Source organism: Microbispora siamensis, assembly GCF_016863095.1.
GTDB lineage: Bacteria > Actinomycetota > Actinomycetes > Streptosporangiales > Streptosporangiaceae > Microbispora > Microbispora siamensis.
Map to the genome: position 1 here is coordinate 1 of NZ_BOOF01000006.1, position 16,171 is coordinate 16,171.

General features: G+C 71.6%; 17 protein-coding genes and 2 riboswitches. Of the genes, 13 read left to right on the top strand and 4 right to left on the bottom strand.

Annotation, left to right across the window (positions count from 1 at the left end; genetic code table 11):
- Positions 1-49: 49 nt before the first annotated feature.
- Together Msi02_RS08485 and Msi02_RS08490 are read right to left on the bottom strand one after the other, a co-directional pair.
- A complete protein-coding gene (locus Msi02_RS08485; protein WP_239108236.1) occupies positions 50-910 on the bottom strand; it encodes a hypothetical protein in 861 nt (286 codons plus the stop codon).
- Positions 911-954: 44 nt separating this feature from the next.
- Positions 955-1,758, bottom strand: a complete 804-nt coding sequence (locus Msi02_RS08490; protein ID WP_239108237.1) for a FadR/GntR family transcriptional regulator — start codon at positions 1,756-1,758, stop codon at positions 955-957.
- Between the two features lie 146 nt (positions 1,759-1,904).
- Here Msi02_RS08490 and Msi02_RS08495 point away from each other — a divergent pair, with 146 nt between their 5' ends.
- From Msi02_RS08495 to Msi02_RS08535, 9 genes are all read left to right on the top strand, one after another.
- Positions 1,905-3,242 carry a glutamine synthetase family protein gene (locus tag Msi02_RS08495; RefSeq protein ID WP_275414104.1) on the top strand — a complete coding sequence of 446 codons (1,338 nt, stop codon included), beginning with the start codon at positions 1,905-1,907 and terminating at the stop codon, positions 3,240-3,242.
- A complete protein-coding gene (locus Msi02_RS08500; protein WP_444543485.1) occupies positions 3,209-4,594 on the top strand; it encodes an aldehyde dehydrogenase family protein in 1,386 nt (461 codons plus the stop codon). Before Msi02_RS08495 ends, Msi02_RS08500 begins: the two co-directional genes overlap by 34 nt.
- Before the next feature lie 4 nt (positions 4,595-4,598).
- Complete coding sequence (locus Msi02_RS08505; protein WP_079315291.1) at positions 4,599-5,363, top strand: 3-oxoacyl-ACP reductase; 765 nt, start codon at positions 4,599-4,601, stop codon at positions 5,361-5,363.
- An 11-nt stretch (positions 5,364-5,374) separates the two neighbouring features.
- On the top strand, positions 5,375-6,064 hold the full coding sequence (locus tag Msi02_RS08510; protein ID WP_204047848.1) for a gamma-glutamyl-gamma-aminobutyrate hydrolase family protein: 690 nt from the start codon (positions 5,375-5,377) through the stop codon (positions 6,062-6,064).
- A gap of 63 nt (positions 6,065-6,127) precedes the next feature.
- Positions 6,128-8,293 carry a peptidase domain-containing ABC transporter gene (locus Msi02_RS08515; protein WP_204047849.1) on the top strand — a complete coding sequence of 722 codons (2,166 nt, stop codon included), beginning with the start codon at positions 6,128-6,130 and terminating at the stop codon, positions 8,291-8,293.
- 134 nt (positions 8,294-8,427) lie between these two features.
- The gene (locus Msi02_RS08520; RefSeq protein ID WP_179155181.1) at positions 8,428-8,577 is read left to right on the top strand and encodes a hypothetical protein; all 150 of its coding nucleotides are present in this window, start codon (positions 8,428-8,430) and stop codon (positions 8,575-8,577) included.
- A gap of 10 nt (positions 8,578-8,587) precedes the next feature.
- Positions 8,588-8,743 (top strand): hypothetical protein, encoded by a 156-nt coding sequence (locus Msi02_RS08525; protein ID WP_179155182.1) that lies wholly within the window; start codon positions 8,588-8,590, stop codon positions 8,741-8,743.
- 139 nt (positions 8,744-8,882) lie between these two features.
- Positions 8,883-9,869 carry an MvdC/MvdD family ATP grasp protein gene (locus Msi02_RS08530; RefSeq protein WP_204047850.1) on the top strand — a complete coding sequence of 329 codons (987 nt, stop codon included), beginning with the start codon at positions 8,883-8,885 and terminating at the stop codon, positions 9,867-9,869.
- A 50-nt stretch (positions 9,870-9,919) separates the two neighbouring features.
- Positions 9,920-11,017 carry a TIGR04500 family putative peptide maturation system protein gene (locus tag Msi02_RS08535; RefSeq protein WP_204047851.1) on the top strand — a complete coding sequence of 366 codons (1,098 nt, stop codon included), beginning with the start codon at positions 9,920-9,922 and terminating at the stop codon, positions 11,015-11,017.
- Between the two features lie 36 nt (positions 11,018-11,053).
- Here the strand turns inward: Msi02_RS08535 and Msi02_RS08540 are convergent, their stop codons facing one another.
- Together Msi02_RS08540 and Msi02_RS08545 are read right to left on the bottom strand one after the other, a co-directional pair.
- Positions 11,054-11,362, bottom strand: coding sequence for a hypothetical protein (locus Msi02_RS08540; protein ID WP_204047852.1), 309 nt, complete (start codon positions 11,360-11,362; stop codon positions 11,054-11,056).
- On the bottom strand, positions 11,359-11,724 hold the full coding sequence (locus Msi02_RS08545; RefSeq protein WP_204047853.1) for a DUF4240 domain-containing protein: 366 nt from the start codon (positions 11,722-11,724) through the stop codon (positions 11,359-11,361). Before Msi02_RS08545 ends, Msi02_RS08540 begins: the two co-directional genes overlap by 4 nt.
- A 304-nt stretch (positions 11,725-12,028) precedes the next feature.
- On the opposite strand from Msi02_RS08545, the gene Msi02_RS08550 reads away from it, so the two are divergent.
- From Msi02_RS08550 to Msi02_RS08565, 4 genes are all read left to right on the top strand, one after another.
- The gene (locus tag Msi02_RS08550) at positions 12,029-12,799 is read left to right on the top strand and encodes an AfsR/SARP family transcriptional regulator (protein WP_239108259.1); all 771 of its coding nucleotides are present in this window, start codon (positions 12,029-12,031) and stop codon (positions 12,797-12,799) included.
- Between the two features lie 177 nt (positions 12,800-12,976).
- Positions 12,977-13,074, top strand: a riboswitch (glycine riboswitch).
- Positions 13,075-13,170: riboswitch (glycine riboswitch) on the top strand.
- A gap of 42 nt (positions 13,171-13,212) precedes the next feature.
- The gene (gene gcvT / locus Msi02_RS08555; protein ID WP_204047855.1) at positions 13,213-14,304 is read left to right on the top strand and encodes a glycine cleavage system aminomethyltransferase GcvT; all 1,092 of its coding nucleotides are present in this window, start codon (positions 13,213-13,215) and stop codon (positions 14,302-14,304) included.
- Complete coding sequence (gene gcvH, locus Msi02_RS08560) at positions 14,301-14,693, top strand: glycine cleavage system protein GcvH (RefSeq protein WP_079315297.1); 393 nt, start codon at positions 14,301-14,303, stop codon at positions 14,691-14,693. Before gcvT ends, gcvH begins: the two co-directional genes overlap by 4 nt.
- Before the next feature lie 33 nt (positions 14,694-14,726).
- Positions 14,727-16,100, top strand: a complete 1,374-nt coding sequence (locus Msi02_RS08565) for an L-serine ammonia-lyase (protein WP_204047856.1) — start codon at positions 14,727-14,729, stop codon at positions 16,098-16,100.
- Positions 16,101-16,171 lie beyond the last annotated feature (71 nt).

Consider the following 16,171-nt stretch of genomic DNA (forward strand, 5'->3'; position numbering starts at 1 on the left):
CGGACGGGGACGATCAGGTTCAGGGTTGGTTCTCAGCGGGCTCTGGTCATCAGCGGGCACGGGGCCGGCCCGACCGCCAGTGGCGTCCGGTGTGGTCCGCCCCCGGCCGGGGACGGGGGGGCACGACCCGCCGCCGGTGGTGCCGGGCGGGCAGCGCGGGCGCGGGCAGGTCGTGGCGGCCGGAGACGAACTCCTGCACCGCGATCTTCGCCCGGATGACCGGGCGGCGCCAGCGCTCCTCCCGGTGGATCGCCTTGGCCATCAGGCGCGGCCGGGGCCGCCTCGCCCGCTCCGAGTAGCACCAGCGGGCCCAGGGCGAGCCGGGACGGGCCACCCGCACCGCCCCCACGTACAGCAGCGGCGGAACGAACAGCCCCAGCAGGCCGCTCCAGATCTTCCCCTTGAGCAGGGTGATCATGGCGAAGACGAGGTTGACGAAGAGGAACGCGGGAGCCGTCCAGCGGCCTCCGCCGTCCGCGCCGTTCCAGGTGAGCGGGCGCAGCCCGAGCAGCAGCAGGCCGGTGGCCGCGATCGCCACGAAGACCGCGTCCACGGAGGTGCGGCCCTCCTCCTGCCAGTAGACGTCGCGCAGGTGCAGGATCAGCGCGAACTCGTCGAGCACGAGGGCGGCGCCCACGCCGAACACGGCGGAGGAGAAGGAATACCACCCCGTGGACACGTCCGACAGGACCAGCCCGGCGACCCCGCCGAGCAGCGTGAGCACCACGCCGAACACCACGTGATGGATGTGCATCTCGCCCATGCTCACGTTGCCGAGCCACCGCACCCGCGCCCTGATCAGCCGTACGTTCATCCGCGTGAAGACGAACGCCGTGATCAGCGCGACGAAGAAGCAGAACAGCGGCAGACGGTGCGCCTCGATGATGCGTTCGTGAAACCAGTCGGTCATCAAGCGATCCCCCGGCCTCCGATGCTACGGCGCGGCGGGAGTGGTCAGGCGAGAAAGCCGCGCAGCAGGGCCGCCGTGCCCTCCAGGTGCTCGGCCACCGCCCGTTCGGCCGCCTCGGGGTCGCCGTCCAGGATCGCGGCGGCGATGGCGGCGTGCTGGACGGCCGCGTGCTCGATGTTGGGCCGCAGCACGGGGATCGCGTTGAGCAGGTCGGTGACCCGCAGCCGGGCGTCGGCGCAGGCGGCGGCCAGCAGCGGCGAGCCGCTCAGCTCCGCGATCGCGAGGTGGAACGCGATGTCCATCCGGCGGTAGTCGGCGGGCGCCGCGTCGTTCACCCCGGCCAGCCGGGCGGCCAGCGTCTCCCGCTGCCGCGGGGTCAGCTCGGTGGTCGCGAGCACCCGGGCCGCCCCGCACTCGACGGCCATCCGGAACGTCAGCGCGTCCTCGAGATCGTCTTCGCCCATGCGGGTGACGGCCCTGCGCAGGTCGCCCTTGCGCGGGCTCGGCGGCCGGTAGACGACGAAGGCCCCGCCGTACCGGCCGCGCCGTACGTCGAGGTAGCCGGCCTCCTGCAGGGCGCGGATCGCCTCGCGCAGCGTGACCCTGCTGATCCCGAGCCGGGTGGCCAGCTCGCGCTCCGGCGGCAGCTTCTCGCCGTGCGGGACGACGCCGAGCTTGATGGCCTGGAGCAGGCGCTCGACGGTCTCCTCGAACGCGTTGCCCGCCCGCACCGGCCGCAGCAGCGACACCGCGCCGGTGATCCCCACGGCCGCGTCCCGCGACGCGGGCGCGGCCGGAGTCCGGGGGCCGGAGACGGACGCCTCCGCCGGCGTGATCTCCATGCGCATCGTCCCTCCACCCGTCACCGCGGGCCCCCCGTCCCTGTGATCGAGGTTAAACCCCCCGGACATTGTTGACGACGAGGGGAACATGGTGCTTGCATGCCCTCAATGGTCTGATTCCAGACTTTTGGACGGGAGGCACCGTGCTCAGCGTGGAGCGACTCCGCGATGACGTCGAAGCGGGCCGCGTGGACACGGTCCTGCTCGCGGTCACCGACATGCAGGGGCGGTTGCAGGGCAAGCGGCTGTCGGCGCGGTACTTCCTCGAGGAGGTGCTGGACCACGCCGCCGAGGGCTGCAACTACCTGCTCGCGGTGGACGTCGACATGAACACCGTGGGCGGCTACGCCATGTCGTCCTGGGAGCGCGGCTACGGCGACTTCGTCATGCGGCCCGACCTGTCGACGCTGCGCCGGGTGCCCTGGCACGAGGGCACGGTGCTGCTGCTGGCCGACCTGGTGTGGGAGGACGGCGCGGACGTGGTGGCCTCCCCCCGGCAGATCCTGCGCCGCCAGCTCGCCCGGCTCGCCGACCGCGGCTGGACCGCGTACGTCGGCACCGAGCTGGAGTTCGTCGTCTACGACGACAGCTACGAGCAGGCCTGGCAGCGGGGCTACCGCGACATGACCCCGGCCAACCTCTACAACGTCGACTACTCGCTGCTCGGCACCTCCCGCATCGAGCCGCTGCTGCGGAAGATCAGGCTCGGCATGGAGGGCGCCGGGTTGTACGTCGAGTCCGCCAAGGGCGAGTGCAACCTCGGCCAGCACGAGATCGCCTTCCGGTACGCCGACGCGCTGACCACCTGCGACAACCACGTGTTCTACAAGAACGGCGCCAAGGAGATCGCCGCCCAGGAGGGCAAGTCGATCACGTTCATGGCCAAGCCGAACCAGCGCGAGGGCAACTCCTGCCACATCCACATCTCGCTGCGCGACGCCGACGGCACCCCCGTGATGGCGGGCGGCGAGCCGTACGGGCTGTCGGAGACCGGGCGCCGTTTCGTCGCCGGGCAGCTCGCGGCGATGCGGGAGCTGACCCTGCTCTACGCGCCCAACGTCAACTCCTACAAGCGGTACGTGCCCGGCAGCTTCGCCCCCACCGCCGTGAAGTGGGGTGTGGACAACCGCACCTGCTCGCTGCGGCTGGTGGGCCACGGCCCGTCCCTGCGGATCGAGAACCGGGTGCCGGGCGGCGACGTCAATCCGTACCTCGCGGTCGCGGCCATGATCGCGGCAGGGCTGCGCGGCATCGACGCCGGGCTGGAGCTGGAGGAGCCGTTCGGCGGCAACGCGTACGACTCCGGGGCCGAGCGGGTGCCCGCCACGCTCCGCGACGCCCTGGCGCTGTGGGAAGGCTCGCCGATCGCCGAGGAGGCGTTCGGCAAGGACGTGGTCGAGCACTACGCCAACAACGCGAGGGTCGAGCTGGCCGCCTTCGACGCGGCGGTCACCGACTGGGAGCTCTATCGGGGGTTCGAACGGCTGTGAAGATAGTCAATCCGGCGACCGAGGAAGTGATCGCCGAGGTCGAGATGGCGGACGCCGCCGAGGTGGACCGCGCGGTCGAGCGGGCCGCCCGGGCCTTCCCCGCCTGGCGGGCGGTCGCCCCGGGCGAGCGGGCCCGGCTGCTGCGCCGCTTCGCGCAGGTCGTGGAGGACCACGCGGAGGAGCTGGCGCGGCTGGAGATCGCCAATGCCGGGCACACCGTCGGCAACGCCCGCTGGGAGGCGGGCAACGTCCGCGACGTGCTGAACTTCTACGCGGGCGCGCCCGAGCGCAACCACGGCAAGCAGATCCCGGTGCCGGGCGGGGTGGACGTCACGTTCGCCGAGCCGCTGGGCGTGGTCGGGATCATCGTGCCGTGGAACTTCCCGATGGTCATCATGACCTGGGGGGTCGCCCCGGCCCTCGCCGCCGGCAACACGGTGATCGTGAAGCCCGCCGAGTGGACCCCGCTGACCGCGCTGCGGCTGGCCGAGCTCGCCCTGGAGGCCGGGCTGCCCGAGGGCGTGCTCCAGGTCGTCCCCGGCGAGGGTGAGGTCGCCGGCGCCCGGCTCGTCGAGCACCCGGACGTACGGAAGATCGTGTTCACCGGCTCGACCGAGGTCGGGAAGCTGATCGGCGCCAAGGCGGCCGAGCAGGTCAAGCGGGTGACGCTGGAGCTGGGCGGCAAGAGCGCCAACATCGTCTTCGCCGACTCCGACCTCGACAAGGCCGCGGCCTCGGCGCCCATGGCGGTCTTCGACAACTCCGGCCAGGACTGCTGCGCCCGCTCGCGCATCCTGGTGGAGCGTTCCGTCTACGACGACTTCCTCGCGCGCCTGTCGCAGGCCGTCCGCGAGGTCAAGGTCGGCGACCCGAACGACCCGGCGAGCCAGATGGGCCCGCTGGTCAGCGCCGAGCACCGGGAGCGCGTCGCGTCGTTCGTCACGCAGGCCGACGTGTACGCCGCCGGGTCGTGCCCGACCGGCCCCGGCTACTGGTTCCCGCCCACGGTGCTGGCCGGGTCGTCCTCGGAGTCCTTCCGCAGGGCGTTCACCGAGGAGATCTTCGGGCCCGTGGTGTCCGTCGTGCCGTTCGAGGACGAGGCCGACGCCGTGCGGATCGCCAACGACACGGCGTACGGCCTGTCGGGGTCGATCTGGACCCGCGACGTGGGCCGGGCGCTGCGCGTGGCGCGGGCCGTCGAGGCGGGCAACCTGTCGGTCAACTCGCACTCCAGCGTCCGCTACTGGACCCCGTTCGGCGGCTTCAAGCAGTCGGGCCTCGGCCGGGAGCTCGGCCCGGACGCCCTGTCGGCCTTCACCGAGACCAAGAACGTCTTCATCTCCACGGAGTAGATCAATGCAGCGTTTGCAGGACCGCGTCGCCGTCATCACCGGGGCGGGCAGCGGCATCGGGCTGGCCACGGCCCACCGGTTCGCCCAGGAGGGCGCCAAGGTCGTGGTGGCCGACCTCGACGAGGAGGCCGGCGCGAAGGCGGCCGGGGAGGTCGGCGGCCTGTTCGTCAAGGTGGACGTGGCGAACGACGACGACGTGGCCCGGATGTACCGGACCGCGTTCGAGGAGTTCGGCAGCGTCGACATCGCCTTCAACAACGCGGGCATCTCGCCGCCGGACGACGACTCCATCCTGGAGACCGGCATCGACGCCTGGCGCCGGGTGCAGGAGGTCAACCTCACCAGCGTCTACCTGTGCTGCAAGCACGTGATCCCGTACATGCAGCGGCAGGGCAAGGGCTCGATCATCAACACCGCGTCGTTCGTCGCGGTCATGGGCTCGGCCACCTCGCAGATCTCCTACACCGCCTCGAAGGGCGGCGTGCTCGCGATGAGCCGCGAGCTGGGCGTCCAGTTCGCCCGCGAGGGCATCCGGGTCAACGCGCTGTGCCCCGGGCCGGTGGACACCCCGCTGCTGCGTGAGCTGTTCGCCAAGGACCCCGAGCGCGCCCAGCGCCGTCTCGTCCACGTGCCGATCGGCCGTTTCGCCCGGGCCGAGGAGATCGCCGCGGCGGTCGCGTTCCTCGCCTCCGACGACGCGTCGTTCATCACCGCCTCGGAGTTCCTGGTCGACGGCGGCATCTCCGGCGCGTACGTCACTCCGCTGTAAGGGGCCTGCCGATGACCCGTCCCGTGATCGGCGTGACGTGCTACGTCGAGCCGGCGAAGTTCACCGTGTGGGACATGCCGGCGGCGCTGCTGCCGTACATGTACGTCGACCACATCGCGCGGGCGGGCGGCCAGCCGGTCATCCTGCCGCCCGCCGGGGAGCCCGCCGCTCTCGCCGGGCGGCTGGACGGGCTGATCATCGCGGGCGGGGGCGACATCGACCCCGCCCGCTACGGTGCGCCGCCCGCCGAGCAGACCGGATATGTCCGGGAGTTCCGCGACGAGGCGGAGTTCGGGCTGATGGAGGCCGCCCTGCGCACCGGCCTGCCGTTCCTCGGCATCTGCCGGGGCCTGCAGGTGCTCAACGTGGCGCTGGGCGGCACCCTCCACCAGCACCTGCCCGACGTGGTGGGCCACACCGCCCACTCCCCCGCCCCCGGGACGTTCGGCCGCCTCCCCGTACGGCTCTCGCCCGCGTTGGCCAAGATCTACGACGGCGAGGACCTGACGCCCGCCCACTACCACCACCAGGCGATCGACCGCCTGGCGGACGGGCTTGAGGTCACCGCCCGCTCGGACGACGGCACGATCGAGGCGGTCGAGGTCACCGGCGCGGCCTTCGCCCTGGCCGTCCAGTGGCACCCGGAGGCCGACGAGGACGGGCCGCTGTTCCGCGCCCTCGTCGCCGCCGCCCGCCACTGACCGCCCGGGATTGAAGCCGGTCACAAGCGATGGACAAGCCTCCTGGCCGACACTCCGTGGACCATGAGGCTCAATCGCGGCACAGTTTTCGGCGGCAAAGTGCCCGTCGTCCACCAGCGCACCCCCACCGAGTGCGGCCCCGCCTGCCTCGCCATGGTCCTCGGCGCGTACGGGCACCACGTGGAGGTGCGCGAGCTCGGCGAGGAGATGGGCGCCGGCCGTGACGGCACCTCCGCGCTCACCCTGCTCAGGGCGGCCAGGCGGCGGGGACTGGAGGCACGGGCCTTCTCCCTGCCTCCCGACGGGCTGGCGCACGCGCCGCTCCCGGCGATCGCGCACTGGAAGGGCGACCACTACGTCGTCGTCGAGCGTCACGGGCCCGGCGGGGTCACGGTCGTCGATCCCGCGACGGGCCGCCGTCGCGTCACCGGCGCCGAACTCGCCCGGGACTACAGCGGCGTGCTGCTCGTCTTCACCCCCGGCCCCGAGTTCCGGCGGACCGGGCGCCTGCGGCGGGGCCGCTGGTGGCGGTGGCCGGCCGCCGTCGCCTTCGCCGGCCGTCGCCGGCTGCTCGCGCTGCTGGTGGCGCTCAGCGTCGTCATGCAGGCGTTCGGCTTCGCCCTCCCCGCGCTGACCGAGCTGGTCGTGGACCGGGTGCTGCCGGCCGGCGACCACGACCTGCTGGCCGTCGCGGGTCTCGGGGTGCTGGGCCTGGTCGCCGCGTACGGACTGGTCCGGGCGCTGCGCGGATACGCCGTGGTCGCGCTCAAGGTGAGCGCGGACGGCGAACTGGTCCGCGTCACGGGCGAACGGCTCCTCGCGGCGCCCTACCGGTTCTTCGCGCTGCGCGGCTCGGCCGACCTGGTCAACCGCGTGCTGGCGACCTCCCTGATCCGGGAGGTCCTCACCAACCAGGTGACGCTCGCCTTCCTGGAGGCACCGCTGGCCCTGGGATACGTGATCGCGATCAGCGTGCGCAGCCCGCTGGTCGGCGGCTGCCTGGTCGCGTTCGCCCTGGCCCAGGTGGGCCTGCTGCTCCTCACCCGCCGCCGCGTCGGCGACCTGACCCACCGGGAGACCGAGGCCCGCAACGACCTGCAGAACAGGCTGATCGAGGGCCTGCGCGGCATCGAGACGGTCAAGGCCTCCGGCTCGGAGCCGCGGATCGCGGGCAGATGGGCGACGGCCATCGCCGCCGTCGCCGAGCGGTCGGGGAGCAGCGGACGGGCGCAGGCCCTCCAGGACGCCCTGCTCGGGGCCCTGCAGTTCGCCGCCCCGCTCGTCCTCGTATGGGTGGGCGCCCGCCAGGTCGCAGACGGCGCGCTGACGCTCGGCGGGATGCTCGCGCTGCAGGCCCTGGCCGGCGCCGCCCTGGCCCCGCTGAACTCGCTGGTCACCGGGCTGCAGGCCGTACAGGTGGTCCGGCCGCACGTGGAGCGCCTGGCCGACGTGTGGCACGCCGAGCCGGAGCCCGTCCCCGCCGACCCGGTCACCCGTACGCTCACGGGACGGATCGAGCTGGACGGCGTCGGCTTCCGCTACGGCCCCGACAGCCCGTGGATCCTGCGGGACGTCACCGTCACCATCCATCCCGGGCAGAAGGTCGCGCTGGTCGGCGCCTCCGGATCCGGCAAGACCACCCTGGCCCGGCTGATCCTCGGGCTGCTCACGCCCGCGGAGGGCGAGATCCGCTACGACGGCGTGCCCGCCGCCGCCTTCGATCCCGGCGCCCTGCGCAGGCAGTTCGGCGTGGTGCCGCAGGAGCCCGTCCTCTTCAACGGGACGATCTTCGACAACATCGCGCTCAACGTCCCCTCCGCGACCCGTGAGCAGGTGGAACGGGCGGCCCGGGCGGCCCGCGTCCACGAGGAGATCGCGGCCATGCCGATGGGCTACCACACGCTGCTCACCGACGGCGGCGGGCTGTCGGGCGGGCAGCGCCAGCGGCTCGCGCTCGCCCGCGCCCTGCTGTCGGAGCCGAGGATGCTGCTGCTCGACGAGGCCACGAGCCACCTCGACACCGCGACCGAGGCCGCCATCGAGCAAAGCCTGCGCGGCTTCGCGGGCACCCGCGTCGTCATCGCCCACCGGCTGAGCACCGTACGGGACGCCGACCTCATTCTCGTGCTGGACCGGGGCCGGATCGTGGAGGCGGGCGGCCGGGACGAGCTGCTTGGCCGGGACGGGCACTACGCGCGCCTCGTCGCCGCGCAGCGGCTGGGCGCCTGACCTTCACGAACTGCGGATAAAGCGGGCCACAAGTCGCTTACCTCCGTCACGCAATCCAATTCCAAGACGATCAAGACAGGCTCTGGGACACGGGGGAGCCGCCCGGCTCCCGACTCGACCGAAAGGAGAAGACCATGAGCGGACAGCCCAAGACCGAGTTGCGGGACCTTTCCGAGGTGGGCGCCGAGCTGGACGAGAGCCTGCTGGAGGGCATCACCGGGGGCTACAACCCGAACGCCGCCCGGACGAGGTCCGGCGCGGGCTACGACGACTACCTGTGCTGAGGGAGCGATCATGAAGGTTCGCACCGTCATCGCCGCCATCGAGGCCGTGGGCGAGGAACTGGACGAGGAGCGCCTGCGCGGCGTGACCGGCGGCCAGGCCCCGGAGTTCGACAGAAGCGGCTGCTACGCCGACAACATGTGCAAGTACGACGACATCTCGCTCTGACACGTGCCGCTGACACCACAGAGTGACCACATCGGGTGGATCACGCTGTGACGCACAGGGTGGGAGCGCCGCCCCGGTGGCGCTCCCACCCGCCAGGCCCCGTCCCCAGGTCTGTTCGGTCACCTCGAAAGGCCCTCCGTTGCGCCCTCCTCACGTTCTCGTCCTCACCAGCGAGGACGACCCGCACGCCGAGCGGGTCTGCGACCTGCTCGCCCGGCGCGGCGCGCGCGTCAGCGTCTTCGACCCCGGCGACTTCCCGGTCCACGCCAAGGTGGACCTCGGCTACGGCGCGGGACCAGGCACCCGGCGCATCCTGCGCGAGAAGGAGACGATCGACCTCGACACGGTGTCAGCCGTGTGGTGGCGCCGGCCGACTCCCCCGCGCCCGCACGCCGAGATCGTCGATCCGGCGGTGGCCGCGCACACCGTGCAGGAGTGCAAGAGCCTGCTCAGCGACCTGTGGGAGCAGTTGCCGTGCCGCCAGGTGCCCGCCCGCGAGTCGGTCTTCCGCCGCTCCGGCCAGAAGTCCTCCCAGCTCGCGCTGGCCGCCGAGCTCGGATTCGCCATCCCGGAGACGCTGATCAGCACGGACGCCGAGTCGTTCCTCGACTTCCACGACCGGCACGACGGCCGCGTCATCACCAAGGCCTTCCACGTCCCGTTCGTCGAAGGCGTGGGGGACGACGGCCTCACGATGACCCGCCTGACCGAGCCGGTGTCGCCGCGCGACCTCGCGTACGCCGACGGCCTGCGGTTCTGCCCGGTGATCGTGCAGGAGATGGTGCCGAAGCGCGTCGAACTGCGCGTCACGATCGTGGGGCGGCGGATCTTCGCCGCCGAGATCCACTCCCAGGCGTCCAACCGATCGAGCCTCGACTGGCGGTACTACGACACCCGGACCACCCCGCACCGGCCCCACCGGCTGCAGGAGGAGATCGCCGACCGGTGCCTGGCGCTGATGGACCGGCTCGGCCTGCTGTACGGCGCTGTCGACCTGATCGTCACACCGGACGACCGTCACGTCTTCCTGGAGGTCAACCCCAACGCGCAGTGGCTGTGGGTCGAGAACATGACCGGTCTGCCGATCAGCGAGGCCGTCTGCGACCTCCTGCTCGAACCGGCCTGACCTCCCCTCCGCGAACGAGCCCGACAGATCCCGCCCAGAGGAGCCCCGGCATGCCGCCGCACAGTGTCGTCCATAGTGATGTTCTTCCGTCTGCCGGCCTGCTGGCCGACGTCCTGGCGTACCTGCGCCGGATCAGCGATCTGGAACCCGCCGAGGCCAGGCTCCTGCTGGGGGACCTGCGTGCCGAGCACGAGGGCACGCCGATGCGCCTGGTGTGGCAGCGCGACCACCCCGGCGGCGGCTGCCACTACGACATGCTGATCCCGGTGGGGGACGGCACGGTCTCGGTCGCCTTCGCCCCCGACCGCGCCCTGCCCTGGCCGCTGCGGGGCAGCCGCAACTCGGGCGAGCAGGTCGTCGTCCGGGTCGACGGCATGGAAGTCGCGATGGAGCAGGCCATGGCGGTGCTGGACGAGCTGTGGAGCGACGCCTCGGTGGCGAGCCGGCTGGTCGACGCGGCCCTGGTCGCGCAGGAGCTGTCCGACGACCCGGTGGACCTGTCCCCCGCCGAGTTGCAGGACGCCCTCGACGCCTTCCGGCGGGCCCGGGGGCTGCTCACGGTCGAGGCCACCCGGGCGTGGATGGCCGAACGCGGCCTCGACCACGCCGGCCTGGAGCACATCGTGGCGCAGGAGGCCGGGATCGCCCGGCTGCGCCGGCGCGTCGCCGGCGACCGCGCCGACGGCCTTTTCGCCGCCGCCCCCCGCTCCTACGAGCGGCTGAGCGTGCTGTCCCTCCGCTATCCCCGGCTGGAGGCCGCCCGGGCCGCCGCCGCCCGGCTGCGGAACGGCGGGGCGGACCCCCTCGCCTCGGCCGCCGCCGAGACGCTCGACCACGGCGCGGACGCCCGCCTGCACCGCCTGTTCCGCGCCGAACTCGGCCCAGGGGCGGCGAACGCGGCACCCGGTGACGTCCTCGGACCGTACGGGCCCGACCCCGTGGTCACCCACGTGGTGGAGGTCAGGCCCGCCGTTCTCGACGGCGCCACCCGGCGAGGGATCGAACAGCGGCTTTTCGACGACTGGCTGGCCGAGCGGCGGCGCGAGGCCCGCGTGGAGTGGGTGTGGGGCGACGCCCGGCGTACCGACGCCGTCAACCTGGCCCTGCGGGCTCCCGCGACCGGAGGCACCGCCACGGCCGCCCGGTGAGCGCCGGACCCCCACCCCACAGGTCTTCGGAACAGCTCATCGGGAAGCGGACGGAAGCGGCGGAGGCGGCGTCATGCCGAGGGTCTTGGCGATCGCGCCCATGATGTGGGCCGCCTCCTCGGCGGCGAGCTTCGCCAGACCGGCCGGGTCGCGATCGGCGAAGTAGGACCGGTCCCTCTCGAACGTGGCCTTGGCGATCTCCTTGCCCCGCTCGACGCGTTCGCGGTTCCTGTCCGCGTTGACGGTGACGCCGACCTCGATCACCCGCAACCCGGCCTGTCCCCACCAGGCGCGCCATTCGGCGGAGTCGTTCAGGGCCTGGTCCAGAGCGTGCGCGGCCCTCATGTACGCACCCGGGGCGCCCTTCCAGGCCGATCCCCTGTAGGTGTCGTACCAACGGCCGGCGGGTCGGCGAGCACGGCCTCGTACCGCTCCCGCCCGGCGGCGACCACCGCGTACAGCAGGTTCTCGTACGCGTCTCCGACGAGCGGGATCGGCGGTCGGCCCTCGTCGCTGACGTCGGGGACCGGACGCCCCTCAAGAGGGAGTCCGGTGAGCGCGCGCACCTTTCCGGCGAGATGCGCGCAGAAGGCCTCCACCTCCTGCGCGCCCAGCGACGACAGGCGTTCACCCAGCAGATCGGCGCCGTCTTCGTCGATCACCCCGTCGAGCGTGCCGATCAAATCCCAGAAGGTCTCGTCTGTCACCGGCCAAGCCTGCACGGCCGCGGCCCCGCACGCAATCGAGCGATATGGCTACGGGATGCCACAGCGCGTCAGCGGCGGCTCTGGCGATGCAACCGATTTCACTTCCGTGCACCTGCGCGTTCAGCCCCGCATTGGGCGATAAAGGAACGGCGCCCGCACACATAGAAACGACACATTCTTTGACGAATGCGATCAGAGAGAGATATGGTCAATTAACCAATGATCGCCGCATCGTCGGCACGTTTCACGCTGCTTTCATGCGAGGGAGACCGTGTTATACGCCGTGCTCGGACCGTTCCTGGCCATGAAACCCTCGGGGGACGTGATCGCCGGGCTCGCCCCGAGGCACCGGCAACTCCTCGCGTTGTTCCTGCTCTATCCCAACGTCGCGGTTCACAGGGACACGCTCATCGATCTGTTGTGGAATCGCCGTCCCACTAAATCGGCGCCGCGGAATCTTACCACCTACATCGCACAGGTGCGGCGGCGGCTCTCGCCACGCGACCCCGCCCTTTCCCCGCTGCACACCGTGGAGGGCGGGTACCTTCTTTCCGTACCGCCGGGATCCGTGGATGCTGCAGTATTCAACCATTTCGCGGCACAGGGCAGAATCGCTCGAGAAAATGGCGATTACCACAATGCGGCGAGGATGTTGGAGAACGCGCTGAGCCTGTGGCGGGGCGACGCCCTGCTCGGCATGAGGCACGTGGACGAGCTTTCCTCGTGGGCCGAACGGCTCGACGAGGACCGGCGGGCGGTGACCGAGGACCTCTTCGACGTACGGCTGGCGCTCGGGCACCACCACGAGATCGTCGGCGGCCTGGCCCAGTGGGCGAGGCGCCACCCGCTGCGCGAACGGCCGCACCGGCAGCTCATGCTGGCGCTGCACCGGTCGGGCCGCACCCACGACGCCTCGGCGTCCTACCAGCGACTGCGCCGGACCCTGGTCGACCGCCTCGGCACCGAACCGTCCCCCGACACCCAGGCCCTCCACCAGCGGATCCTCACGGGCGACGACCTTCCGTCCGCCCTGATGCGTCTCCGCGCGGCCACACAGCGCGCTGAACGCACCTGACGTACGGAGCACGAAGGGAATCCGGCGAGCCGGTGCTCGTCCGGCTCGCCGTCCGATACCACCAGGTCTATCGGCCCTCCTGACTTCACGGAAACGCGGCTACCCCGATCGAGGAAATCGGGGCGATCCTGCCGGTTACGGGGATGGCGGCGAACCACTAGGCTTGCACCACACCGGTGACCCCGTGCGGGAGAGCGTCCTGGCATCCGGTCAGGGCCCCTGAAGGAGCAAGCCCTCCCCGCGAACCTCTCAAGGCAAAGGACCGTGCGGGTCAGGTGACCTCTGGAAAGAAGGCCGGAAGGCCTCGCCGAAGGTGAAAGTCCGGCAAAGATCGGACGAAGCTCTCAGGCGCCGATGACAGAGGGGGAGGATGCCCGATAGTCAAACGCAGCATCCGTCCTTCCGAGGTGCGCATGTCCCGATCCACCCCGCTCCGCGGGGTCCACGAAAGTCTGGGCGCGACCCTGACCGACTTCGCGGGCTGGCAGATGCCCCTGCGCTACGGCAGCGAGTCCGCCGAGCACAACGCGGTGCGCACGGCCGCGGGGCTGTTCGACCTGTCCCACATGGGGGAGATCTTCGTCGTTGGCGCTCAGGCGGGCGAGGCGCTCGACCGCGCGCTCGTGGGGCACCTCAGCGTCCTCGCGCCCGGCCGCGCCCGCTACACGATGATCGTGAACGAGACCGGCGGCATCCTCGACGACCTCATCGTCTACCGCCTCGACGAGGACCAGTACATGGTCGTCGCCAACGCCTCCAACTACGCCCTCGTCGCCCGTGAGCTCGCCGACCGGGTCCGGGGATACGACGCGCGGGTGACCGACCGGTCGGACGAGTACGCGCTGGTCGCGGTGCAGGGCCCCCGCAGCGCCGAGATCCTGGCCGCGCTGACCGACGCCGACCTCGACGACCTGAAGTACTACGCCATCGTCCCCGGCGTCGTCGCGGGCACGCCCGCCCTGATCGCACGCACCGGATACACCGGCGAGGACGGCTTCGAGCTCTTCGTGCTGAACGAGCACGCCGTACCCCTGTGGAACGCCCTCGCCGAGGCGGGCAGGGATGCCGGGCTCGTCCCCGCCGGGCTGTCGGCCCGCGACACGCTGCGCCTGGAAGCCGGCATGCCGTTGTACGGCAACGAGCTGAGCGCGGCGATCACGCCGTTCGACGCCGGTCTCGGCCGGGTCGTCCGCTTCGACAAGCCCGGCGACTTCGTGGGTAAGGCCGCCCTCGAGCGGGCGGCGGAGAACGGCACCAGGCGGCGCCTGGTCGGGCTGGTGGCGCGCGGCCGCCGCGTGCCCCGCCACGGCTACTCCGTCACCCGGGAGGGCGCCGTCGTCGGCGAGGTGACCAGCGGCGCCCCGTCGCAGTCCCTCGGCCGCCCGATCGCCATGGCGTACGTCGACGAGGGCGCCTTGGAGAAGGGTGGCCTGGCCGTGGACATCCGGGGCAGCCAAGAACCGGTCGACGTCGTCGATCTGCCTTTCTACAGGAGGAGCAAGTGAGCACCATTCCGGACGACCTGAGCTACACCAAGGAACACGAGTGGGTGGCCGGGCTCGAGGACGGCCTCACCGTGACGGTGGGCATCACGGCGTACGCGGCCGAGCAGCTCGGCGACGTGGTTTACGTGGAGGTGCACCCGGAGGTCGGCTCGACGGTCGCGGCCGGCGACGCGGTCGGCGAGGTGGAGTCCACCAAGTCCGTGAGCGACATCTTCGCCCCGGTCGGCGGCGAGATCGTCGAGATCAACGCCGCCGTCGTGGACAACCCCTCTCTGGTCAGCTCCGACCCGTACGGCGAGGGCTGGCTGTTCCGCGTGCGCGTGGAGGAGGAGCCTGAGGACCTGCTGTCGGCCGCGGAGTACACCGCGCTGACCTCCGGCGAGTCCTGACGGCCACCCGAGACGCGTGAGAGGCGACGGTCAATGGCGATCAGCGTCTTCGACCTGTTCAAGGTGGGGATCGGGCCGTCCAGCTCGCACACGGGCGGCCCGATGGCGGCGGCGCACAAGTTCGTCCGCGGGCTGCACCAGGACGGGCTGCTGGAGAAGGTCACCCGGGTCGAGGCCATCCTGTACGGCTCGCTCGGGCTGACCGGCAAGGGCCACGGCAGCGACAAGGCGGTCCTGCTGGGCCTGTCCGGCGACAAGCCCGAAGTGGTCGACGTCGACACCGTCGACGAACGGCTGGCGGCGATGCGGGCGAGCGGCACGGTCACGTTGTACGGCGTGCGCGAGATCCCGTTCGTGGTCGGCGAGCACCTCGTCTTCGAGCGCAAGCTGTCGCTCCCCCACCACCCGAACGGCATGCGTTTCACGGCGTACGCCGACGACACGGTGCTGCGCGAGAAGGTGTACTACTCGGTCGGCGGCGGCTTCGTGGTGGACGAGAACGCCACCGGCGCCGACCGGATCAAGCCCGACGACACGGTGCTGCCGTACGCCTTCACGACCGCGCACGAACTGCTCGCGCACTGCGCCGAGACCGGCCTGTCGATCTCCGGTGTGATGATGGAGAACGAGAAGGCCTTCGGCCGTACGGAGGAGGAGATCCGGGCCGGCCTGCTGCACCTGTGGACGGTCATGGCCGAGTGCGTGCGGCGCGGCACCAGCCGCGAGGGTGTCCTGCCGGGCGGCCTCAAGGTGCGCCGCCGGGCCCACCAGCTGTACCGGCGGCTGCAGGGCGAGCCCGACGGGACCGACCCGCTGCGGGCGATGGACTGGGTCACGCTGTTCGCACTGGCCGTCAACGAGGAGAACGCCGCGGGCGGCCGGATCGTCACCGCGCCGACCAACGGCGCCGCCGGCATCGTCCCGGCCGTTCTGTCCTACTACATGCGCTTCCTTCCGGGGGCCGGCGAGGACGGCGTCGTCCGCTTCCTGCTCACCGCGGGCGCGATCGGCGTGCTGTTCAAGGAGAACGCCTCCATCTCCGGCGCGGAGGTGGGCTGCCAGGGCGAGGTCGGCTCGGCCTGCTCGATGGCGGCGGCGGGTCTCACCGAGGCGCTCGGCGGCACGCCGGAGCAGGTCGAGAACGCCGCCGAGATCGGCATCGAGCACAACCTCGGCCTGACCTGCGACCCGATCGGCGGGCTCGTCCAGATCCCGTGCATCGAGCGCAACGCCGTCGCCTCGATCAAGGCGATCGCCGCCGCCCGCATCGCGCTGCGCGGTGACGGCCGCCACTTCGTGTCGCTGGACAAGGCGATCAAGACGATGCGCGACACCGGCAGGGACATGCTCGACAAATACAAGGAGACCTCGCGGGGCGGCCTCGCCGTCAACGTCATCGAGTGCTGACCCGGCATTCGTGGGGAGTGGCGTCTCGAATGTGACCAATGCGCGACTCACCAATATCGTGGTGACTTCCC